Annotated in this window: 19 protein-coding genes; 15 read left to right on the top strand and 4 right to left on the bottom strand. The window is 42.9% G+C overall.

All coding sequences use genetic code 11. The annotated features are described in order from the left end of the window. Positions 1–19 precede the first annotated feature (19 nt). On the bottom strand, positions 20–544 hold the full coding sequence (locus I2I33_RS10730) for a TlpA family protein disulfide reductase (RefSeq protein WP_229128270.1): 525 nt from the start codon (positions 542–544) through the stop codon (positions 20–22). Between the two features lie 157 nt (positions 545–701). On the opposite strand from I2I33_RS10730, the gene I2I33_RS10725 reads away from it, so the two are divergent. Next, positions 702–1247 (top strand): hypothetical protein, encoded by a 546-nt coding sequence (locus I2I33_RS10725; protein ID WP_087421534.1) that lies wholly within the window; start codon positions 702–704, stop codon positions 1245–1247. Between the two features lie 215 nt (positions 1248–1462). Continuing rightward, positions 1463–2851: an MFS transporter gene (locus I2I33_RS10720; protein ID WP_087421883.1), complete on the top strand. Its 1389-nt coding sequence runs from the start codon at positions 1463–1465 to the stop codon at positions 2849–2851. A 273-nt stretch (positions 2852–3124) separates the two neighbouring features. Here I2I33_RS10720 and I2I33_RS10715 read toward each other — a convergent pair whose 3' ends face one another. Both I2I33_RS10715 and I2I33_RS10710 read right to left on the bottom strand, forming a co-directional pair. Beyond that, positions 3125–3304 (bottom strand): hypothetical protein, encoded by a 180-nt coding sequence (locus tag I2I33_RS10715; protein WP_140402597.1) that lies wholly within the window; start codon positions 3302–3304, stop codon positions 3125–3127. Between the two features lie 139 nt (positions 3305–3443). After that, the gene (locus I2I33_RS10710) at positions 3444–3578 is read right to left on the bottom strand and encodes a hypothetical protein (protein ID WP_140402598.1); all 135 of its coding nucleotides are present in this window, start codon (positions 3576–3578) and stop codon (positions 3444–3446) included. Positions 3579–3695: 117 nt separating this feature from the next. Here I2I33_RS10710 and I2I33_RS10705 point away from each other — a divergent pair, with 117 nt between their 5' ends. From I2I33_RS10705 to I2I33_RS10690, 4 genes are all read left to right on the top strand, one after another. Further along, positions 3696–5600: an AMP-dependent synthetase/ligase gene (locus I2I33_RS10705; protein ID WP_407712172.1), complete on the top strand. Its 1905-nt coding sequence runs from the start codon at positions 3696–3698 to the stop codon at positions 5598–5600. 57 nt (positions 5601–5657) lie between these two features. Beyond that, on the top strand, positions 5658–7514 hold the full coding sequence (gene ispG / locus I2I33_RS10700) for a (E)-4-hydroxy-3-methylbut-2-enyl-diphosphate synthase (RefSeq protein WP_087421535.1): 1857 nt from the start codon (positions 5658–5660) through the stop codon (positions 7512–7514). After that, entirely contained in the window at positions 7507–8856 is a 1350-nt protein-coding gene (locus I2I33_RS10695; protein ID WP_087421536.1) for an MATE family efflux transporter, read from the top strand. The genes ispG and I2I33_RS10695 overlap by 8 nt, the downstream gene beginning before the upstream one ends. 79 nt (positions 8857–8935) lie before the next feature. Beyond that, positions 8936–9553, top strand: a complete 618-nt coding sequence (locus I2I33_RS10690) for an AAA family ATPase (protein WP_087421537.1) — start codon at positions 8936–8938, stop codon at positions 9551–9553. 66 nt (positions 9554–9619) lie between these two features. Here I2I33_RS10690 and I2I33_RS10685 read toward each other — a convergent pair whose 3' ends face one another. Further along, positions 9620–10411 carry a 4Fe-4S binding protein gene (locus I2I33_RS10685; RefSeq protein WP_087421538.1) on the bottom strand — a complete coding sequence of 264 codons (792 nt, stop codon included), beginning with the start codon at positions 10409–10411 and terminating at the stop codon, positions 9620–9622. 196 nt (positions 10412–10607) lie between these two features. Between I2I33_RS10685 and I2I33_RS10680 the strand changes: the two genes are divergently transcribed. The 9 genes from I2I33_RS10680 (at position 10608) to I2I33_RS10640 (ending at position 22602) form a co-directional block, all read left to right on the top strand. Then, a complete protein-coding gene (locus I2I33_RS10680; protein WP_087421539.1) occupies positions 10608–11189 on the top strand; it encodes an RNA polymerase sigma factor in 582 nt (193 codons plus the stop codon). 18 nt (positions 11190–11207) lie between these two features. Next, complete coding sequence (locus I2I33_RS10675; RefSeq protein WP_087421540.1) at positions 11208–12371, top strand: FecR family protein; 1164 nt, start codon at positions 11208–11210, stop codon at positions 12369–12371. A 64-nt stretch (positions 12372–12435) separates the two neighbouring features. After that, complete coding sequence (locus I2I33_RS10670) at positions 12436–15915, top strand: TonB-dependent receptor (RefSeq protein ID WP_087421541.1); 3480 nt, start codon at positions 12436–12438, stop codon at positions 15913–15915. 18 nt (positions 15916–15933) lie between these two features. Continuing rightward, positions 15934–17889 carry a RagB/SusD family nutrient uptake outer membrane protein gene (locus I2I33_RS10665; protein WP_118303984.1) on the top strand — a complete coding sequence of 652 codons (1956 nt, stop codon included), beginning with the start codon at positions 15934–15936 and terminating at the stop codon, positions 17887–17889. 30 nt (positions 17890–17919) lie between these two features. Next, positions 17920–19338, top strand: a complete 1419-nt coding sequence (locus I2I33_RS10660; RefSeq protein ID WP_087421542.1) for a DUF4959 domain-containing protein — start codon at positions 17920–17922, stop codon at positions 19336–19338. A gap of 10 nt (positions 19339–19348) precedes the next feature. After that, entirely contained in the window at positions 19349–21058 is a 1710-nt protein-coding gene (locus I2I33_RS10655) for a DUF4998 domain-containing protein (protein WP_087421543.1), read from the top strand. Positions 21059–21165: 107 nt separating this feature from the next. Next, the gene (locus I2I33_RS10650) at positions 21166–21606 is read left to right on the top strand and encodes a hypothetical protein (protein WP_087421544.1); all 441 of its coding nucleotides are present in this window, start codon (positions 21166–21168) and stop codon (positions 21604–21606) included. Further along, the gene (locus tag I2I33_RS10645; RefSeq protein WP_087421545.1) at positions 21584–21913 is read left to right on the top strand and encodes a hypothetical protein; all 330 of its coding nucleotides are present in this window, start codon (positions 21584–21586) and stop codon (positions 21911–21913) included. Before I2I33_RS10650 ends, I2I33_RS10645 begins: the two co-directional genes overlap by 23 nt. Further along, on the top strand, positions 21910–22602 hold the full coding sequence (locus I2I33_RS10640) for a hypothetical protein (protein WP_087421546.1): 693 nt from the start codon (positions 21910–21912) through the stop codon (positions 22600–22602). Before I2I33_RS10645 ends, I2I33_RS10640 begins: the two co-directional genes overlap by 4 nt. The last annotated feature ends 2 nt before the right edge of the window (positions 22603–22604 follow it).

Raw genomic sequence — 22604 nt, 5'->3', positions numbered from 1 at the left:
TTTTGTTGAAAGAGAAAAATTACAAAACCTTATTGATCAATTGTTCTATTTTTTGAATGAGTTGTTCAGTTGACAGGTTCATTTGCTCAACGGCCATCCAAGTCACGATGTTTTTCCGGTTGACAAGGTAGACTCGGGGAATGGTGCTATTGGCAAAAAGGGAAAAGACTTTTTCGTCCGGGTCAAGGTAGAACGGCATCGTGAAGTTTTGTTCTTTCCAGAATGCGTTGACGACTTCGGCTGTTTCCCCGCGGGAGATGGTGACGAGTCGGAAGGTGGGCTGGTCTTTCAGTTCATTCCACACGCTGTCAATCTTCGGGAGTTCCCGCTTGCAATCGCCACAGGTGGTAACGAAGAAAACCAACAGGGTTGTGTTTCCCGATAAATCTTCACTATGAAGTTCTTCTCCGGTTGCGTTTTTCACGGTGAATTCCGGTAATTTGTCGTTTTCTTCGATGTAATTTATAACATCCTCTTTTTCGTCTTTAATACAAGAAAGAAGAAGTAATATAAATGCAAGTAACGTGACGAATATTGTTTTCATCTTTTACGAATTCAGTTTCAATTAGACCGTGAAATTAGCGAATAACATCGAATTATAAAAATATTACGTATTTTTTACCTTGTGAAGTAAGTATATATACACAAGCGGGGAGCCAGGAAATCGTGTATGTTTGTATGCGGTAAAAAAGAAGAATAGTATGAATAAGATATTGCAAGAAGATTTTGACTTGACTCCGTGTATGGTTGCCGGATATGAAAGTTTTATGGGTGGTTTGTTGAATATCGTACATTCCGGGCCGATCTGCGAGAGCGTGGGAGAACAGATCAAGTCGTATGTGCTGGATTTTGTTCAAAATCACCCGTTGGATTCTTTTGATCGCTTTTTGGATGAGACCTACATGCGGAATTATATTGGCAGGGACGAATCCGGTTGGGAGGCTATCGTGATGTCGTGGAAGAAAGGAAACCGTACGGCCATTCATGCTCATCCCCAGTTTGCTGGTTACACGTTTGCCGATGGGGAATTTTTGGTTGAGGTTTTTGAACCTTTTAAAGAGGGGATCCGTCTGGTTCAAGAGATGACAATTAGCGATATTCACGGGTTATATGCTATCGGCGAGGCCGGTAAATTCAACAATCATATTCACCGGATTACCTGTTTAAGCGATACGGCTCACAGTTTACACGTGTATTCGGACGATGCGTTGAAAGGGGAAAAACTGGACGAACAAGTGATTTATTAATTTTAGGTTTTGGATTTTAGCTCCTATCGATTAAGTGATTTAATGATTTTCGATTAAGTGATTTTAATCACCCAATCATCGAATCGGCAATCACGGAATCTTTTTCATTCTAAACTCTAAATTCTACATTACTTTAAACTTTTCTTCATTTTCAATTGTAAAATATTATTTTTGTCGGCGTGTGTAAATGTTAGTAATAAATTAATAGTATGAGTGTGACAACAGAAAAGAAAGAGAAAGTAAAGTTTAGTAAAGCGTTTTGGGTTGCCAACACGGTAGAATTGTTAGAGCGTGCCGCTTATTACGGGGTGTTCGTCGTGATCACGTTATATTTGAGTAACGTCTTAGGATTCACGGATATTCAGGCGGCGACTATCGCGGGAGTTTTTTCCGCTTGTTTGTATTTATTGCCGACATTTTCGGGTGCGCTTGCCGATAAGATCGGTTTTCGTAAGTCAATGTTATTGGCGTTTACCTTATTGTCGTTAGGTTATTTGGGATTGGGATTATTCCCGAATTTTCTGGCCTCGACGGGATTGGTTGAGTATGGTTACGTGACAAAGTTTACGGGATTGCAGGAAAGCGGTTATCGCTACGGGATTATTCCGATTATGATTCTGATTATCGTGGGAGGATCATTCATTAAGAGTGTGATTTCCGGTACGGTGGCCAAAGAGACGGACGAGAAAAATCGGGCAAGAGGGTTTGCTATTTTTTACGGGATGGTGAATATCGGAGCTTTCTCCGGAAAGGTTCTTGTCACCCCGTTACGTGATGCCATGGGGCATGAGGGGATGATCGTGTTAAATTATTTCTCCGCAGGAATGACTTTTCTCGCGTTGATCGCGATTTATTTGTTTTACAAGAGTGATAAACACGCCGGGGAGGGAAAGACTTTCGGACAGATATGGACGGCTTTGGTGAAAGTTTGTACTAACGGACGGTTGATTGTTTTGATCTTGATTATTACCGGGTTCTGGATGGTACAACATCAGTTGTATGCCACGATGCCGAAATACGTGACCCGTTTGGCGGGAGAGGCAAGTGCTATCGGTTGGTATGCTAACGTAAATCCTTTGGTGGTCGTGTTGACGGTGAATCTGGTGACTTCGCTGATGCGTAAAAAGTCAGCTTTGTTCTCCATGACTTGTGGTATGTTTATTATGCCGATCTCGGCTTTGTGTATGGCCTCCGGGAATATGTTGGGCGGTGGTGAGATTCTTGGATTGCATCCCGTGGCGTTTATGATGATCGTGGGAATCGTGTTCCAGGGATTGGCAGAAGTGTTTATTTCTCCTCGTTTCTTGGAATATTTCTCTTTACAAGCACCGAAGGGAGAAGAAGGAATGTATTTGGGTTTTAGTCATCTACACTCTTTTTTGTCATCCATTTTCGGGTTCGGGTTGTCCGGGTTCTTGCTGAGTAAATATTGCCCTGCCCGTGAATTATTTAGTAGCGAGGCCGATTGGATGGCTGCCTCTGCAAATGCGCATTACATCTGGTATTACTTTGCGGCAATTGCTTTGGTATCAGCCGTGGCCCTGATTATTTACGGGAAAGTGGTACGTCGGTTGGATGCGAAGAAAGCGGCAGCAACACGATAAAATTCATTTATTAAATAGTAAAGCGTCGGTAGTTTTCCTATCGACGTTTTATCTTGTCTTACTTTGGATTTGTGACAGATTTTATCGTTTTATGTTTGGATCTGTGACAAATATTAGGTGTTTTATGTTTGGATTTGTGCAGATGTTGATTGTTTTTGGAGGAGATATTAAAGAAAGCGTAAATGTTATTAAATCTCTTGTTATTCTTAAAAGTCATTGCGTAATTTGTGTAGCATAAAAAGTGCTGCACAAATTATGCAATAATTATCTTGCTTATAATGAATGATATTCGAGAGAGAGCGTATTGTGTGTAAAACTGGGGATATGGGATTTGTCCGGTTGAAACACTTCCTTTGACGAGGGTACTTGGTCTTGAGTTTTGATATAATTATTTATTGCTATCGTTGTTCCGATAAGGAAAAGAACGATAGCCAAGATTAATGCTCTTATCATAGCTTTCGATTTTAGGTGAATTTGATTTTACGGGAAATGTGACGATAAGGTTACAATGCAGGCCTTTGGCGGTGTTTACTTCATCAGTCCTTTGATTTTTTGTTTTAGGGATTCACCTTTCAGGTTGATAACGATGATTTTAGTTCGGAACCGTGATAAGGCATAGTAAACCGTCTTCTCCAATGGCTTCCAGCCACTCGGATTTGTCACTATCCAGAGAAATACTGATGATTTCCAAACCTTGGGAATTGAATTCATTGTAGAGAGCTACCATTTCCGGATTTGTTTCCCGACAGATCTAGAGTGAAAAGTTCCTTACGGTAACGAATGGTCGGTTTTCTTCGTAAGAATTTCCAAATTCTTTGTTAGCTTTGTGGGAATGATGAAAGATATGAAGACGGTTATAGATTTATTTGAAAGAAGTTGCGAAAAGTTTCCGGATAATCCTTATTTATGGGAAAAGAAAAACGGGAAATTTGCGGCTACATCATATATGGAGGTAAAGCGAGAAGTATTGAACTTTGCGGGTGCTTTGTGCCAATTGGGAATGGACAGGGGAGACCGGATTGCATTGTTAAGCGAAGGCTGTAATGCTTGGGTGTACTCGGAATTGGGGATGTTATACGCCGGAGGCGTGAATGTGCCGCTATCCATAAAGTTGACGGATAACGAAATTGTTTTTCGGGTGGAACACTCTCAGGCTCGTTTTTTGATCGTGTCCGTAAACTTTTTGAATCGAGTTCGGGGAATTGAAGGGCGAATCGGAGGGGTGGAAAAGATTATCGTGATACATTCAGATATAAATGAAGGTAAATACGTGTCCTTTGAGTTGTTACAACGAGAGGGGGAGATTTGGCGGGGAGAATGCGAGAAGTTGTTGAATGACCGGATTCATGCCGTGACGGAGGATGATCTGGTAAATATTTCTTATACTTCGGGGACGACGGCGGAGCCGAAAGGAATCATGTTGTCCCACCGGAATTACGTGACGAACGTGTTGCAATCAGATTCCTTGATACAAATCCCGGCATATTATCGGATATTATTGTTTTTACCATGGGATCATAGTTTTGCCCATACGGTAGGGCTTTACTCTTTTATGTATAACGGGGCCTCGCTGGCTTCTGTCGATTACGGGCAGTCGGGAATGGAGTATTTGCGTAATATCCCGGTGAATTTGCAGGAAGTGAAACCTCATATATTATTGAGCGTACCTGCCTTGGCGAAAAATTTCCGCAAGAATATCGAGGCGGGGATCAAAGGGAAAGGACGTTTTACAGATCGGTTTTATCGTCTGGGATTGAAGATTGCTTATACATATAATGGTTTCGGGGACGATCGGGGACGAGGATGGAAGGTGTTGTTGAAACCTTTGGTGAAATTATGGGACTCTCTTTTATTCTCGAAACTTCGGAAACAGGTATTTGGCGGGAACCTTCGTTTTTTCGTGGGAGGTGGAGCCTTGCTGGATATTGAATTACAGCGTTACTACGCGGCTTTGGGAATTCCGATGTTTCAAGGGTATGGTTTGTCGGAGGCCTCTCCCGTGATCAGCTCGAACACCCCCGGGCGTTATCGTTTCGGTTCTTCCGGGATATTGGTAAAACCGATTGATTTGAAAGTTTGTGATGAGGAAGGACAGGAATTACCCCAAGGACAAAAAGGGGAGTTGTGGATAAGAGGAGGAAACGTGATGGCTGGATACTGGCGAAACGAGAAGAGTACGGCCGAGACGATCGTGGACGGCTGGCTGCATACAGGCGATTTGGGGTATTTACATCCCGATGGCTGGTTGTACGTGCTGGGGCGTTTCAAATCCTTACTGATCGCGAATGACGGGGAGAAATACAGCCCGGAAGGAATCGAGGAAACCATTGCCGAACAGTCGAAATATATAGATTATTGTATATTATATAATAATCAATCCCCGTACACGGCCGGGTTAATTGTCCCGAATAAAACGGCGTTACGGGAGTATATCGAGAGACAGAATGTCGAACCGGATTCCATGGATGCTTACCGGGTTATGTTGAAAAAGATCCAGAGTGAGCTGATGGCTTACCGGGTAGGTGGGAAACACGCTCATTTATTTCCGGAAAGGTGGCTGCCTGCCGTCGTGGCCGTGTTACCGGAGGCGCTGAACGAACAGAATGGTATGATAAATTCGACCATGAAAGTCGTAAGAGCTAAAGTTTATGACCGATTTAAAGAAGAAATCGATTATCTTTACACCCCGGAAGGAAAAGAAATTACGAATAAACGTAACCTTCAGAATTTAAAGCAATTAATATCTTGAATTGAAAGTCAGAAAGTGTAATCATTTTCAATTTTCAATTTTCAATTTTCAATTATTATGAAGCGTCGATCTACGAAACAAGTTAAGATTGGAGAAATATATATTGGATCGGAGTATCCGGTTTTGGTACAATCCATGTTAAATACCGATACGATGAATACGGAAGCTTGTGTGGAACAAGCTATACGGATTATCGAGGCGGGAGGAAAGTTGGTGAGGATTACGGCTCCCGGAATAAAGGAGGCTAAAAATCTGGAAAATATTCACGCGGAGCTACGTCGGAGAGGTTACACGACTCCGCTTTCCGCGGATATTCATTTTAACCCGGAGGCGGCGATTGAGGCTGCCAGACACGTGGAGAAAGTACGTATTAATCCGGGGAATTTTGTGGATAAACGGGCGACTTTCAAAACATTGACTTATACGGACGAGGAATATGCCGCGGAGTTAGAGCGTTTGCGTGAAAAGTTCACGGCATTTCTGGACGTGTGCCGGGAATACGGGACGGCGGTGCGGATAGGTACGAATCATGGATCTTTGTCTGACCGGATTATGAGCCGTTACGGGAACACACCTGCCGGGATGGTGGAGGCAACCATGGAATACCTGCGGGTGTGCCGGGATGAGAAATTTGATGATGTCGTGATTTCCTTGAAATCGAGTGATTGCCGGGTGATGGTTGAGGCCGTGCGTTTGCTTGTGAAGGAGATGGAGAAAGAGGGGATGGATTACCCGTTGCATCTGGGAGTGACTGAAGCCGGAGAAGGAGAGGACGGAAGAATTCGTTCTGCCGTGGGTATTGGTACTTTATTAAATGAAGGATTAGGCGATACGATCCGGGTATCCTTGACTGAGGAACCGGAACAGGAGATTCCCGTGGCGAATCTTTTAAATGAGATTTGTTGTTTACAGGATTTGAAAACGGAACCGATTCACGTGGAAGGGCGTTACTCTCATCCCGTGATTGTAGCGGATATTTCTAAGGTGGAATGTCTTGACGAGGCTGTGATGGCTGGTCTGGATTTTCACGTGGCGACAGAGAATGATCCCGTGTATGGCGATATGTTGCAAGGTGGGATGCGGTCTCCGGAGATGATCTACACGGAGGCATTGGGACCGGAGTTGACGAAATTACCGGATTCCGTGACCGTGGTGGTTCCTTTTGATAGTCTGGATATTGCCCACGTGTATAATCGTAAGGCGGTCGCCTTGATTGATGCCAAAGATTTCGTCCGGCTATCGAAACCCGTGGAGGGGGATGGTATTGTCGTGGAAGTGCGCGACGTGGAAGTGATAAATACCGAGCTTGCCGAAAAGTTGGAACGGGAGAAAAATGCGATCGTGGTGTTGAATCTTGAGCGTCCTTCTAGCACTTTGTATCGTTTGTACTTGGGAGAGTTGAAACGTTTAGGGATAATGAACCGGGTAATTGTACGGGCCATGTTTGACGAGTCGGATTCCAACAGGTTGAGTTTGTGGATGGCAGCTCATCTGGGTGGTTTATTCCTTGACAGACTGGTTTATGGCTTGTGGTTGTCATGTCCCGGTATTCCGGATATGTTCTACGGGGTACATTTGAGTCAGGATATATTGCAATCGGCAGGAGTGCGTCGTTATAAAACAGAGTTTATCAGTTGTCCCGGATGTGGACGAACATTATATAATTTGCAGGAGTCCGTGGCGAAAGTAAAGAAAGCATTTGCTCATCTGAGTCGTTTGAAGATTGCCGTGATGGGGTGTATCGTGAACGGACCCGGTGAAATGGGGGATGCGGACTATGGTTATGTGGGTGCCGGAAACGGGAAAGTGAATCTATTCCGGGGAAAAGAGATGGTGCGTGTGGCCGTGCCGGAGGAAGAAGCCATTGAGGCATTGAAACAATTAATAAAAGAGAACGGAGATTGGAATGACTGATACAAGAGATACCGCACCTTTAGTTTTAGGTACCGAGAAGATCGGAAAATTGTTGATGCAATACGCTATCCCGGCGATTATTGCCATGACGGCCTCTTCACTTTATAACATGGTGGATAGTATATTTATCGGTCATGGAGTGGGACCATTGGCGATTGCGGGATTGGCTATTACATTCCCGTTTATGAATCTGGCTGCGGCTTTCGGGTCGTTGGTGGGGGTAGGGGCATCGACGTTGGTTGCTATTAAATTAGGACAGAAAGACAAGGAGAGTGCTACTCATGTTTTGGGGAACGTGGTGATGCTGAACGGGATTATCGGCTTGGTATTTATGACCGTGGCATTGCTTTTCCTTGATCCGATATTGCTCTTTTTCGGGGCGAGTCCGGACACGTTGCCTTATGCAAGGGAATATATGCAGGTGATTCTGGCGGGAAATCTCGTCACGCATATTTATATGGGGTTGAACGAGGTTTTAAGAGCTTCGGGTTATCCACAAAAAGCGATGGCTGCTACTTTGACGGCTGTTATCGTGAATTGTGGGTTGGATGCTTTGTTTATTTTAGGTTTCGGCTGGGGAATCCGGGGTGCAGCTTTGGCAACCATTGCCGCACAGGTTATTGCTTTAGGGTTTGAAATCCACCATTTTTCAAGGAAAAAGAGTTTTTTACATTTCCAACGTGGAATCTTCGGGTTGAAACGTCAGATCGTGGGAGGAATGTTGGCCATCGGGTTATCTCCTTTCTTGATGAATCTTTGTGCTTGTTTTGTTGTGATCTTGATCAACAAGAGTTTGAAAACGTATGGAGGGGATTTGGCTATCGGGGCGTATGGTATTGTAAACAGGATCGTCTTTTTGTTTATCATGATCGTGATGGGATTTAACCAAGGAATGCAGCCTATTGCGGGGTATAATTTTGGAGCCCGGCAGTTCGACCGTTTGATTCAGGTATTGAAATATACCATCTTTTGTGGTGTGACTGTTACGACAGTCGGTTTTCTGGCGGGACAGATTTTTCCCCGGCCATTGATTTACCTTTTCACATCGGACGAAACTTTAACTAATATTGCCGTGGAAGGTCTGCGTATCGTGTTACTATTCTTCCCGGTTGTCGGTTTCCAGATGGTGACATCCAGTTTCTTCCAATCTATCGGGATGGCCAAGAAGGCGATCTTTTTGTCGTTGACACGACAGTTGCTATTCTTGATCCCGTCATTATTGGTGTTTCCATCCATTTGGGGAACGGTCGGAGTCTGGATGAGTATGCCGGTTGCGGATGCCATCGCAACGATCGTGGCGGCCTGTATGTTAAGATGGCAACTAAAACATCTGAAAGCATGAAGAAATTTATATTATGGCGGGTTACAGGTTCAAAAAAAATCGATAGCTTTGTAGAAGAATAGATTTAAAAGATCAAAATATGGATAATAAATTTGTTATTACAATAGGCCGCCAATTCGGAAGTTGTGGTAAAGAGATCGGACAAGAGTTGGCAAAACGTTTCGGGATTACCTTCTATGACAAGGAATTAATTTCCCTCGCATCGAAAGAAAGCGGTTTGTGTCAGGAGTTTTTCGAGAAGGCGGATGAAAAGAATTCCGGAAACTTGTTACAGGCTTTTGCTGCCGGATTTACCTTCGGGCCCTTCCAGTACAATGATTTTCTTTCTAATGATAAGCTTTTTCAAATCCAGTCGGACGTGATTCGTAAGGTGGCAGGCGAACATTCCTGTGTGATCGTGGGACGTTGTGCCGATTACATCTTGCGTGACAATAAACGTTGTATCAACGTGTTTGTTCATGCAGATATAGAAGAACGCGTGAAGACAGTGATGAATCGTCAACATATATCGGAACAGGAAGCCCGTGAGTTGATTCGCAAGATGGACAAAACTCGTCCGAATTATTATAATTTCTACTCAGATAAAGAGTGGGGTGTGGCATCATCTTACCATCTATCTGTTGACTCAAGTCTATTGGGAGTACACAAAACGGTGGATTTTATCCAGAAATTTGTGGAAGAAGCACTGAAAGACTGAATGATTTTTGATTTACGATTTATGATTGGCTATTTTTCAATCATAAATCGTAAATCAAGAAATACTTTAGCGAGTTAGGTAGAAAAGTTCCGGTTCTTTTCTCTCATGGAAGTTCTTGAAGAGAAATTCTGAAAAAGGAGTGTTGAAAACTCTGGCTCCGTTAGGACATTCCTTCACGCAAGCACAACATTTAATACAAATTTCGGGATCGCTCACGATCTCTTCTTTTAATTCAATGGTTTCAACGGGACAGATTTCGATACAATATTGACATTGTGTACACAGTTCGTCAATGGTGATCGGGGTTGCCGGAGTTTTAGGTTTATTCTCTTTATACGGGAAATTCCCTTTTACCTGTAAAGCCGATACTTTTGTTATATCGGTATATTGATCCAGTTGCTTTATAATATTCTTTCCGAATTCGACCGCTATTTGTATGTCGGATACATCGGGACGTCCGGCTGCCGTGGGAAATTCCTCCGTGCTATACGAGTGTTCCCCGATAAAGGCTCCACCGGCAACAGGGATAAAACCCAGTTGTTTCACGGTGTCCCGTAATTCAAGTAAGGCATCCTCGTAATCCCGATTTCCATAAAGAACAATAATGATAGCCGGGGTGTTATCTCCTTTTATTTTTTGTAGCCTTTCCAATGCCGTCGGGGCTACTCTCCCCGCATAGGTTGGAACACCGATGATTGTGAGTGTGTCCGATAGTATTGTTTTTTGATCTGCGAACGGGTAAGTTAAATCAATCTCTTTATTTACTATAATATTCATTCCTTCTGCAATCGTCGAAACGATTTTTGCAGAAGTATGAGTCGGTGAAAAATATACGGGTTGAATACTCTTTATTTGCATAATGTTCTCTGTTTCTAGATTATTGTTTTCAGCAAAGGTAAGGATTATTTAGTATATTCGTTTTCTGTTACTAATTTTCACATTTTACAAGTGGTTTGTGAAAAATATAATCATATTCTGTAAAAAAAGTCATATTTGCCTCACCCCTTTTATGGCGTTTTCGTGCTTTAGGGGAAAAGGCACTAATAATTAAATAATGGTTGTAGAAAAAATTCAAATAGAAACGTCAGAAATAGACTTGAAAGATACTCAGATTTTCAAGGCTATTTTTAATATGTTCTATCCCCGGGCCTATGCTTTCACGCTAAAGTTACTCCGGGATGAGGTCATTAGTGCGGATATTACTCAAGAAGCTTTTCTCTATATGTGGGAAAAAGCATATCGTTTTCCGGATATGATATCGTTTAAATCTTATTTATACAGTTGTCTGAAAAATAAGACCTTAAACTATATTCGGGATCATAAGGTGGAACGGAATATGGAAGAATTGGAAGATGTTTTTGTCGATGAAGTTTCTATCGATCATTTGGTTATCGAGCATGAGTTGAAAGCCAGAATATTGGAAGAGATCAATAAACTGTCGGATGTGAAACGGGAGATCATGTTGTTACGCATGAAAGGGTATAGCTATGACGAGATCTCGGAAGAATTATCTCTGAGTATTAATACGGTGAAAACGCATAAAAAACAGGCATATAAGGATTTGAAAGTCCATTTGTCGGATTATAACCAGTGCCTTCTGATATTGGTTTCGCTGTTGGTTGCATGTTTTTGTTAATAGATAAAAAGTATATTCATGAAAAGGATACGGAAGGATATCGAAATTAGTGATTTGATTTATAAATCTCTTCGGGGAGAGACCTCAAAAAGCGAGGACGAATTGTTGGAGGCATGGTGTTTGGAACCGAGGAACCGGAAATTATTCATGGAGCTTCGGGAGGCTGACCATCTTTACGAGGGGGTGGCAGATATGTATAATGTGGATACCAAGGTACCTTTTAAGAATGTGGATGATCGGATCAGGAAAAAGAAACGAGTACGTTTGATGAAGTATGTTTCGGGTGTTGCGGCCGTGTTATTGGTGGGAGTGGTGCTTTGGGGTTTGATGGAAAAGGAAGAAAAGATGCCGGTGAGGCAGGTGTTACTTTCTTCCGTATCAAAAGGAAAGATGGAACCTTTTGCGACATTAGTGACCACGGCGGGAAAGGTGGTTTATCTGGAGGACTCTGTAAAACAAGAGTCTTTGAAGATGGGGGGAAATAAGGAGACTTTGAAACCGCAGGAAAGTGAGCGGGACGTACAATCTGTTCCCGAGCAAGAAGTAGAATACAACGTGTTGACGACCTCAAAACAAGGAAATATAAAGGTGGTTTTGTACGATGGTAGTCTCGTGTGGCTGAATGCTGGGAGTGAATTGCGATATCCGAATACGTTCGTTGAAAACCAGCGGGTTGTGTATTTGAAAGGGGAGGCTTATTTTGATGTGGCAAAAGATCACGGTCATCCCTTTGTGGTGAAAACGATCTCTTCCGAGATCAGTGTGTTAGGAACAAGTTTTAACGTGAACGCCCGAGAAAATTCGTGTGTTACGACCTTGGTGGAAGGGCGTGTGAGAATGAAACATGGAATGTTGGATAGCGTGGAATTATGCGCTGGGCAACAAGCTTTGCTTACCGGGGTTGGGAAAATACGAGTGCAGGTAGTTGATACGAGATATTACACGAGTTGGATGGATAACATGTTTGCCTTCCGGGAGGCTCCGTTACGGGAAATTGCAGACGTGCTGGAGAATTGGTACGGGTGTGAATGTCGTTTTGAGAACTCTGCTTTGGAAAATATTCCCTACACGACAATGGTGGAAAGGTATTCGGATGTGGATAGTGTGTTGCAGATTTTGGCAGGTACGGGTGATTTCCATTACACGAGAATAGGTGATTTAATCATTATAAAAGAAAAATAGGCAAAGAGCCTTCACTCCCTTTACCTATTTGTTACTCATTAATTGAATAATTAAAAGCAAATTTATGAAGAAAAAACCGATTTGTTACACTTTTGGAGAGTGTATTTTTGGGAATGACAGGTTTTTGAAACGATTCCTGAGTTTGTTGTCTTTGTTTATCATAGGCAATATAGGTGTTGTTGTGGCTCAAGAAGTCCCGAAATTTACCGTGGATTTTAAAAATGCCTCTTTAACAGAGGTGTTTGATTATTTTGGAAAAAATAGCGATTACAAGTTCACGTACAACAGCGAGAACGTAAAAAATGAGACGAAAAAGATTACCGAATCTTTTAAGAATGTGACTTTAGAACAGATTCTTACAAAATGTCTGGATGGAACACGTTTTAGTTTTGAGATCGTGAACAAAAACGTGGTGATCACGCTGCGGAAACTACCGGACGTGAAGTTGACCGAGATTACTGGTCGGGTGGTTGACGAAAACGGGAATCCGGTCCCCGGGGCTACCGTGTTGATTCAGGGAACTACAAATGGTGTAGTCACGAACATGGACGGATATTATGTGATTAACGTGAGACCGACAGATGCTTTACGGGTTTCTTTTATCGGTTACAAAACGTCGATAGTGGAGCCGAGAGGGAAAACGAAAGTGAATATACGTTTGAATCCCGAGGAGCAAAAATTGGACGAAGTGCAGGTTGTGGCCTTCGGTAAGCAAAAAAGAGAGAGTGTAACGAGTGCCATTACTACCATACGCCCAATGGATTTGAAATCGTCTAGTAGTGATTTGACTTCCGCTCTTACCGGTAAAATTGCCGGAATCATCGGTTGGCAGACGGGTGGTGCTCCTGGTGCATTGACTGAAGAGGAAATGAACACCAAGTTCTACATTCGGGGTATCAGTTCTTCTAACGGAGCCTCAGAACCTTTAGTGTTGATTGACGGGGTGGAATCTTCCCGTTTGGATTTGGCACGTATGGCTCCAGAGGATATTGAGAGTTTCTCCGTGTTAAAAGATGCGTCGGCAACAGCGATGTACGGGGCACGCGGTGCAAATGGGGTTATTATCGTGACAACAAAAAAGGGAGAAGCCGGGAGTGTATATACTTCTGTACGTTACGAGGCAGTAGCCTCTATGCCGACGGATAAAATCGAAGTGGTGAATCCTCAAACTTATATGCGGATGTACAATGAGGCGTTGTTGGCGCGAAATCCGGGTGCTACTCCCCAGTATTCCTTGAATCGTATCGAACGTACGGGTAGTAAAGATTATCCCTCTTGGGTGTACCCTGCTAACGACTGGTTTAAGGTCCTGTTCAAAGATTATTCCGTGAACCATCGTGTGGGGGTGAATGTTCGGGGTGGGTCCGAAACAGTCCAATATTATGCTTCTGTCAATTATGTACGTGACCAGGGAATGTTGAAAACCGATCGGTTGAATCAGTTTGAAGTGAACATTAAGAATTCCACGCTTTCATCGCGTATCAACTTGAATGTAAATTTAAGTTCCGGTATCAGAATGTTGGTCTATACGAATATAAATTACGATAAATATCATGGACCTCGCTCTGAAGTACAAACTGCTTATGCTTATGCATTCAATGCTTCACCAGTAAATTTTGCCCCTACTTATCCGGGTGATTTCGAACATGGTTGGCCGCATTTACGTTTCGGGAGTGTGAGGAAAGGTGGTGGCGTTGCCCTTAATCCATACGCTCAAATACAGAGTGGTTATCAAGATCGGAGCCGTTATAGTGCGACGACTAAATTAGAGTATATCCATAATTTATCTGGATTGGTGAAGGGATTGGAATTACGAGCGAGTGCCTCTTTGTCAAAAACCGGGTACGAGATGAATGCTTTTGAGTTCAGACCTTTTTATTATGCGATGGATGCAGAAAATGGGGGGTATGATTTTGAAACCGGAGAACATAAATTGACGCTGTTGTCGAATGGACGACGGACCTTGCAAAAGCCTTATCAGGGAGGATCTGCCTCGACTTCTTCCACGCAATTGGTGTATGAAGGTCGTATGCTGCATACCGCAGCTTGGGGTGGGGTTGATGCAACTTTGCACCAGACATCGTTGACGGCTGTATTTCAGGCACTACAAGCTAATTCTGCTCCGGTGAGTGATTTGTTTGGTAGTTTCGAGCAACGTAACTTGAGTTTTTCCATGCGTGGTAGTTACGGATTCTTAGATCGTTACTTTGTAGAGGCGAGCTTTGGGTATAATGGTTCTGAGCGTTTTACTAAAAATAATCGAATGGGGTTTTTCCCGGCTGTCAGCGGAGCCTGGATTATTTCTAAGGAAAATTTTATGCAGGGAGGTATCAATAAATGGATCTCGTTCCTAAAGTTGAGAGGTTCATGGGGGAAGGTCGGTAACGACGGAATCATCAAAGACCCTCGTTTCGTGTATATGCCGGAAATTATTGGAGGGCCAGGTTATATGGACCCGGAACCGGGATCACAGCAGCAATTAAGCCGTAAAGAGGTTAAAAATTATGGTGACCCGGATGTGAAATGGGAGGTGTCCGAGCAGTTAAATCTCGGTTTGGAGACCCGCTTTTTTAAGGATATTTTGGAAGTCAACCTTGATCTTTATCAAGAGATACGTCATAATATTATCGAACAACGAGTTACTATTCCTGCTCAGGTGGGGGTGGAAGTGAACCCACTGGACAATTTGGGTAAAATTCGGGCTCGAGGTTTGGATCTTTCTGCTAAAGTGCAACACTCTTTCAGTAATGATTTTTGGATTATCCTAAACGGAACCTTTACTTATAACAAGGCGGTTTACAAGGAGTTGGAAGAGGCAAAGGATAAACCGTATTGGCAGTTGAAAACAGGGTACGAGCTTTCTCAGCGGGTAGGATATATTGCTGAAGGGTTATTCCGAGATCAGGCGGAGATCGATAACTCGCCACAAGCAAATACTGGTATCATGCCGGGGGATATTCGTTACCGGGACGTGGATGGAAACGGGACGATTGATGTGAATGATGCGGTGCATATCGGTTTCCCGGAAACTCCGCGGATGGTGTATGGTTTCAGCGGTTTTATCAATTACAAGAACTGGGAGTTTAACTTCTCGTTCCAAGGATCTGGTAAGCGAGGATTCTTTATTAATCCGAAAGCCTTGTCTCCATTTGTGGAGGACCATGCGATGCTGAAGGAAATTTACGAGAGTCATTGGACGGAGAAAAATGTGGATAACCGCCCCTTCTGGCCCCGTCTTTCCGTGCAGGACATCACTGTTTATAACAAGCAGGAAGATTGGAGTGCGAATAACACGGATGATCGCCGTTCCACCTATTTTATGCGGGAGTGTCGTTTTTTACGTTGCACGGCGTTGGAACTGGCGTATAACTTGCCATTGGGACTCCGCAAAAAATTGCGGATGCAGAACGTGAAATTCTTTGCTCGTGCCAACAATCCTTTTTTGATCTCCAATTTTAAATTGTGGGATGTGGAATTAGGAGGAAACGGGTTTAATTACCCTATTCAAAAGACCTACGCTATGGGTGTTAATATTAGCTTCTAATTAAAAAACAGAGATAAAATGAAACATTTATTATCTTATTTATTACTTCCGTTTTTACTGTTCACGTCTTGTGACAGTTGGTTGGATGTGGTGCCGGAGGAGGATATCGCAACCATCGATTCGGAATTCGAGACTTATGATCAGGCTTACGTGTGGCTGAAAAGTGCTTATGCCTATATGCAAGACCTTTATGACCGGTGGGATGATGTGACTCACACTGGGTCAGATGAATTAGTTGCCGACAATTACATGAGAAATACACTTTATTATCATCCGGAAGGATTGGATATTATTGGCGGTATGCAGAACGTGTTAGATCCTTATGGAGACACGTGGCTTAATATAACCAGTGCTAATGGTGTGCCTTGCCGGAAAGATTTTTACACGCAAATCGTGATTTGTAATCATTTTATTACCCGTATAGACAATGTATATAATTTGCCGGATAAAGATAAGGAGGAATGGAAAGCGGAAGTGGTTGCGCTAAAGGCCTTTTATTATTTCGAGCTGGTACGTCGCTACGGCCCGGTAATGATTGTGCCGGATCAATTTGATCCGAATCAGGATGTCGAAACATTGAAGTTACCTCGTCTTCACGTGGATACTTGTTTCAATTACATCGTGAGTCTTTGTGATGAGGTAGTCGATTTACTTCCCTCCTGCAATGCGAAACAGAGTGAGCGACGTGGATATTTCAATAAAGAGGCTGTTATGGCATTGAAAGCGCGGGCATTATGCTACCAGGCTTCTGATCTTTTCAATGGTAATCCCGATTACGGAAATCTCAAAAATAAACAAGGTGAACCTTTGTTCAGTTCTACGGCTGATCCTCAAAAATGGGAGCGGGCTGCACAGGCTGCTATTGATTTAATTAATTATTGTTCCGAAACAGGATCAGCGAACTTGGTGAGTGGCAATTCTGCTAATACGGAATTACAGGGTTATATGCTTGATATAGAGAGATCCATTCAGACGTTTGGGTGGTTGAGTGACGAGGTGTTGTATATGATTAGGCTACAGCAGGGAGACGGGTTATTTAATTATACCTTGCCTAATTTTGATGACGGTTCGAACCATACGTTGCCGGGGGCTTGTTTGACGCCAAGCATGAAAATGGTAGAGATGTTCTACACGGAGAATGGTTTACCCATCGATCAGGATTTGAAGTGGGTAGGGGGTGGAAATCCTTATGCTCTTAGCGTGGAGACCGACCCGAAGTATACTGATGTGGTTGTTTTGAACGAACCTGTATTAAACCTTCATCGTCGCCGTGAACCCCGTTTTTATGCTACTATCGCTGCCGATCGTTGTTATTGGCGCTTGGGTACTGGTGCAAACAATGTCTATTTGATGAAAGTTTATCAAGGTGAAGGATGGGGATTGAATGAAAAACGTTTGTCCGCTACCGGTCCGCAAAACATTACCGGTTACTATTTGAAAAAATGGTCTTCTTCGAGGGCGACTCTTCTCGGCCATCAAAGTGGTTTAGGGAGTTTGGGAGAAAGACCGGCTTCTATTTTCCGTTTGGCAGAGATGTATTTGATTGCAGCCGAGGCTCTGAATGAGTGTAAACAAGCTCCTGATGCGGAAGTGTACAAATATTTGAACGTGGTGCGAAAACGGGCAGGAATTCCGGATGTAGAGGAGGCTTGGAAGAATGCCAAGGACCCGGGTAGAGTGAAAACGAAGACTGGAATGCGAAATATCATCCGTCAAGAATGGAACATCGAGTTTGCTTTTGAGGGATACAGATTCTGGAACGTGCGGCGTTGGAAAATTGCCAATGTCGAATTTAACGAGAAATCCTTGGGGTGGAATGTGATAGGGAATAATGCTAATAGTTTCTATAATAATGGACGAGGCCCGGTGGTGGTTTATTCCGGCAATAAGTTTGTTGCACCGCGAGACTATTTCTGGCCTATTCGGAGTGAGGAGGTGCAAACGGCCGGTTGTGTGCAAAACCCGGGATGGTAAATTAGAATTTAGAATTTAAAATTTAGAATTATGACGCAAAAGATATTATTCTTTTTATTGATACTGGTTGCATTCGTTGCTTGTAAGGATGACGATGAAAACGGTTTCGACGTGCCAGTGGAGTTTCGGAAAATCTCTTTTGATCCGGTTCCGGGAGGTGCGGTGATGCGCTACAAGTTACCTGACAATATGAATATTTTTGGAGTACGGGCCCGTTATAAGGATGCTTACGGGCGGCAGTTAGTAAAAGAAGGGACCTATCTGACTGACACATTGTTGCTGAACGGTTTTGCGGAGGCGAGGACTAACGAGCCGGTACAATTGACTTTTCTTAATAATAACCTGAAGGAATCGGCACCGCTGGAAAAGACGTTCAGCACACAAGATGCAGCCACTGTAGCTCTCTTCGAACATCTAACGGTAAACCCGTTTTGGGGAGGTTTCAACGTGACCTATACGTCGCCAGCTATTGTGGAGGGAACGGTACATATTTTTTATGTAGGGATAAATCCTACCACGAAACAAGAGGATAATATCCTGGTGGGAAGTTTTCCTATTCTAGAAGGGGGAGACACGCTAAATTTTGAGTTGAAACAGGCGTTGGATGAACTGAAAGTGGTTGTACGGACGGATGATTTCGAGGGAAATCAAGTGAAAATGCAAATCTATGAGGGCATTGATGCCTTGGCGATGGAAATGCTGTCTCCGGATCAGTTTACATTCTCTTTTCCTCCGGCTTTGCAAATCGAAGATGAACCCCACGAAATCGGCGTGAAATATCTTTTCGATGGGAAAAAGAAGGGTGCTAATTATCGGAAAAATTACCAGCGAGGTGATAACTACAAGTTTGGTACTTTTGTTGCAGGGCCGAATGCCTTCGGGGAACGTTTTGTCATAGACTTTGGCACACCGAAGATTCCTGCTATGTTGCGTGGGGATGCTTTCCTATATCATGGACGTGATTATCCTTATGCTAATCCCAATTATCCTGATCCGACTAAAGATATGTTTGTTTGTACGTTATGGACAGCCGTGTATACTTCTCGATTAGCAAGTAAGATCAAAGTGTACGGGACCAATGCGGAAAATCCTAGTACAGCGCCTCTCAGTGAGTGTACTCTGCTTTATTCCTTGAATGATGATCCGGGATGGACTAATTTTTATCGTAATGCTTGGTGTCGTTTCTCTGATTATCAACAAGGTCCTAATGACAGAAGTTCAGCATTCAAGGACAAGGATGACAAGACTTTTGAGGCGGCAGATCCCATCTCTTTGGATATGAAGTGTAACTATTTAGGTAAAGCTTTTCGCTACGTTTTCTTCATCATTGAGGATACGTATATGAGTCATCGTTGGCCAAATAACTATCCGTATGGATATGAGGATAATGCTAATGAGTACATCACTTTCGACGAGCTAGAGGTATTTGTAAAGATGGAAAACAAATAAAGGAACAATTATGATGAAAAAACTATATTATATAATCGGCCTGCTTACTGCGCTCTTTGTGGTAAGTTGTAGCGAGAGTCTTGAAGAGACCTACGACGAGTTTGCCGGAGACGGGATGATCCGCTACTTGGGCAAATGTGCGGATGTGGAGGTAAATCCGGGGTGGGAACGGTTACAAGTGGTGTGGAAACACAATATTGATGCCGGGGTAAAAAAAGTAAAAATCACGTGGAAATCAGATAAAGGATCTGGTGAAATGTTCGCCAATCCTTGTGATCCAGACAGTGAAGATCTGATGGATACCGTTTATATTGATAATTTGGGAGATGCCATGTACACGGTACGGGTGAACAACGTGGATGCCAATGGAAGAGAGTCATTAGTGGAGGAAAAATACGGTCGGCCGTATTCCTACGATCACGAGGATTTGCGCTCCTTCTCGCGAGGAGTCACGGCTTTTAGTCGCATGGGGGACAAGTTGGCGGTAGTGCTTGATCAGGATAATGAAAATGTTAAGGAAATGATGTTGTGTTTTAAAGATAGAGCCGGGGTGGAACATACGTGGGATATGAAAGCCCACACACACGATTCTCTTTCTTATGAACAGTGGGGAAGTGCTGTTGAGCTAGGACGTGACTATTTTTTCTTGTTGCCTGATGAGGTTGGTGTGGATATTGATTTTAACCAACCGATTATCGTGCAGCGGAAGGGAAAATTGTTGGGATGTGTCGATGAAATTGACTTTAAGGATGAAACATTGAATCTGAATGAAAGGTTGTGGTCTACGGCATTCTCCCAGCTGATGCTCGGTGTCTACGGACAGGATTGGGAGAACCGGGTGAACGAGGTGGAGACCTTGGAAATGGATTTCGATATGACTTCCATGCAGGATTTGATGTATTTTCCGAACTTGAAGAAAGTTGTTCTTGGTAAAAATCGATACATGGATTCCCAGTATGTTAAAAGCAATCACAGTACCACGGATGAATACGTGGGTTTAGTGATGTTGCAATTTTTGAAAGATACTCGTCCCGATTTCACGGTAGAGCGTTATAATGAGCACTATTTTTACCAAAAAGATGCTGTTGGAACGTCTTTTTTCGATGCATATAAAAAAGCAGGGAAATTGACGGATTTAGCATTCGAGGAGAAGGGAAACAGCAATATGCTTGATAAACCGGTCTACACGCCGTTGGATACCCTCGGCTGGGAGGTAACTTGTTCTGATACCGTGTATAACGGTTACAAGGATAACGGGGCTGCCATGTTGCTTTTCGACGGGTTGAGGCATGTCGTGGTAGATTATGGTTATGGCTATACGGAAGAATATGACGTGGAGGTGTATTTTGAGCCGGCAGAAACGGTGGGCGCCAGTGTTGTCTCCGTAACTTATGATATGAAAACTCCTCAAATTGTGGATGGTTTTAAAGTGGGACAGCCTACCCGTAACCAAAAAGGAGATACAGATTACTTGTTGTCTAATTTGAAAATCGAGTTTTCTACCGACGGTTATACTTGGACGAATGCCAATTACACGGATGGAAGTGCCTCGATAGGGAACACCCCCGGAGAGGAAACTTATCTTCTAGTACCGGAGGAAATGCGAACTCCTGTACGGTATATTCGCCTGAAGATGTCGAATCGTCCGATCGGCACGATCAGTAGCTTGACAAAGTACTGCTTGCGTTTGGGTAAGTTTATTCCGTGTACGGTGGAATAGTTTAACTACTAACAAAATAGTATTTCCCTGTCTTGCGTGCGGGCAGGGGAATACTTCCCTTTCGTTTGGTACGTGAGAACGATTACTACGAATTTAAACCGGTAATGATGAAGAGAAATAGATATTTAATAATATTCGGTATCATTGTTTTTTTCTGGAGTTGCGCAGAGTCTGATTTACGATTAGAGGAAGAACAACTTGTGATTTCTGAATTGAATCTTCTTGCAGGGAAATTGAAAGTTAGTGATTTGCTCGTAGAGAATAGTCCGGAAGGGTGGAAAAGTGCTACCGCAACGATTTTGGATAATGGTATAGGAAATAGATTGCTTAAGTTTGTTTACGCTCTAAGTCCGAATAAGCCTTTTGTTCATTTTGAGGTAATACTAGATAAAGATGGAAATCCGGAAATGAGTTATATCGGAATGAATTATGGTGAGAGAGGGAAAATAGGCTATACTCAGGCGGCATTAATAAATGAATACAAAGACGAACTTCTATTCCATGAATTTTTTCATGTATTCCAGTATGCAGGTAAGGAACCTACTTAATAGGAGTGATGAACTAGAAGCTTACCTTGCCCAGTATTTTTATGCCAGCAGTCGAGAGTATTCTGCATGGGTTATAGATAAAAAATTTACAGAGCGTATTATGGAGCTTGCATCATATATTGATGCAAGTACCGGCTATTTGCGGAAAGGGGTTGATTACGAAGAATTTTATAATGTATATACAAGTGCTTTAGATTATCTTGACGGACATCCCAATTATAGTGGTGACGGTTGGACGTCAGGTAGGGTTGAAGCAGGTTTGTATCCTTTTCAAAAACTTGCAAAACTACTAAATCAGAATTTATGAAACGTATTGTTTTATTATTTGCGGCATTGTTTAGCGTGAGCATGCTTTTTTCGCAAGAAGTGTTCAGGCTCGGAACTGTGAAAGGAGAATATGTGACGTATAAAGTGAGGGAACAAAAAGATGTTCCAACACGTTGGATTGTCAGAAATGTTCATAACCCGGATACAGCTATAAAAATAGTTCCAAACCCGGGAGTGATCTTTTCCCAGGAGAAGGATATTGAAATGCAAATAGCAAAGATCTTACATGAACATTTATCAGCGGAAGAATTGTTGGAAATGAAAACGAGAGAAAAGGAAGGAGGAGTTTGTTGGTTTGAGGTCATTCTTCGTGTTGATCGCAATAAGTACAAGTTATTGCAAGTAACTTGTTTTAGATTTTGCAATAAGTACATGGCTGGAATGAGGAGACCTCCGGAGAAACGTCAGGATTACCCCGCTTCATATAATGATTTTTGGTTGAATATTGATCCAGACCGATTACATGCGATAGAAAAAGATATCGTGAAGCGAGTGGTGCTACCGGAGAAAATGCCGGAAATACTTCTAACGGATGATTTTAATATTTTGATAATGCCTCGTGATTTGGGTGATATAAAAAAAATAAAAGAAGAGAGAAAGAAAGCGATAGAGCGTTGGAAAAAGGAAGATGTTAAACCTCGAGCAGGATGGCCTCCCATGATTTTATAGAA

This window comes from Butyricimonas sp. BSD2780061689_150309_C8 (genome assembly GCF_015560935.1).
GTDB lineage: Bacteria > Bacteroidota > Bacteroidia > Bacteroidales > Marinifilaceae > Butyricimonas > Butyricimonas paravirosa.
This window is presented reverse-complemented; position numbering and strand designations above follow the sequence as displayed.

Bases quoted from the DNA above. Each gene is read 5' to 3' on its own strand.
- I2I33_RS10730 (WP_229128270.1), bottom strand. From the start codon at position 544: ATGAAAACAATATTCGTCACGTTACTTGCATTTATATTACTTCTTCTT.
- I2I33_RS10725 (WP_087421534.1), top strand. From the start codon at position 702: ATGAATAAGATATTGCAAGAAGATTTTGACTTGACTCCGTGTATGGTT.
- I2I33_RS10715 (WP_140402597.1), bottom strand. From the start codon at position 3,304: ATGATAAGAGCATTAATCTTGGCTATCGTTCTTTTCCTTATCGGAACA.
- I2I33_RS10710 (WP_140402598.1), bottom strand. From the start codon at position 3,578: ATGGTAGCTCTCTACAATGAATTCAATTCCCAAGGTTTGGAAATCATC.
- I2I33_RS10705 (WP_407712172.1), top strand. From the start codon at position 3,696: ATGAAGACGGTTATAGATTTATTTGAAAGAAGTTGCGAAAAGTTTCCG.
- ispG (WP_087421535.1), top strand. From the start codon at position 5,658: ATGAAGCGTCGATCTACGAAACAAGTTAAGATTGGAGAAATATATATT.
- I2I33_RS10695 (WP_087421536.1), top strand. From the start codon at position 7,507: ATGACTGATACAAGAGATACCGCACCTTTAGTTTTAGGTACCGAGAAG.
- I2I33_RS10690 (WP_087421537.1), top strand. From the start codon at position 8,936: ATGGATAATAAATTTGTTATTACAATAGGCCGCCAATTCGGAAGTTGT.
- I2I33_RS10685 (WP_087421538.1), bottom strand. From the start codon at position 10,411: ATGCAAATAAAGAGTATTCAACCCGTATATTTTTCACCGACTCATACT.
- I2I33_RS10680 (WP_087421539.1), top strand. From the start codon at position 10,608: ATGGTTGTAGAAAAAATTCAAATAGAAACGTCAGAAATAGACTTGAAA.
- I2I33_RS10675 (WP_087421540.1), top strand. From the start codon at position 11,208: ATGAAAAGGATACGGAAGGATATCGAAATTAGTGATTTGATTTATAAA.
- I2I33_RS10670 (WP_087421541.1), top strand. From the start codon at position 12,436: ATGAAGAAAAAACCGATTTGTTACACTTTTGGAGAGTGTATTTTTGGG.
- I2I33_RS10665 (WP_118303984.1), top strand. From the start codon at position 15,934: ATGAAACATTTATTATCTTATTTATTACTTCCGTTTTTACTGTTCACG.
- I2I33_RS10660 (WP_087421542.1), top strand. From the start codon at position 17,920: ATGACGCAAAAGATATTATTCTTTTTATTGATACTGGTTGCATTCGTT.
- I2I33_RS10655 (WP_087421543.1), top strand. From the start codon at position 19,349: ATGATGAAAAAACTATATTATATAATCGGCCTGCTTACTGCGCTCTTT.
- I2I33_RS10650 (WP_087421544.1), top strand. From the start codon at position 21,166: ATGAAGAGAAATAGATATTTAATAATATTCGGTATCATTGTTTTTTTC.
- I2I33_RS10645 (WP_087421545.1), top strand. From the start codon at position 21,584: ATGCAGGTAAGGAACCTACTTAATAGGAGTGATGAACTAGAAGCTTAC.
- I2I33_RS10640 (WP_087421546.1), top strand. From the start codon at position 21,910: ATGAAACGTATTGTTTTATTATTTGCGGCATTGTTTAGCGTGAGCATG.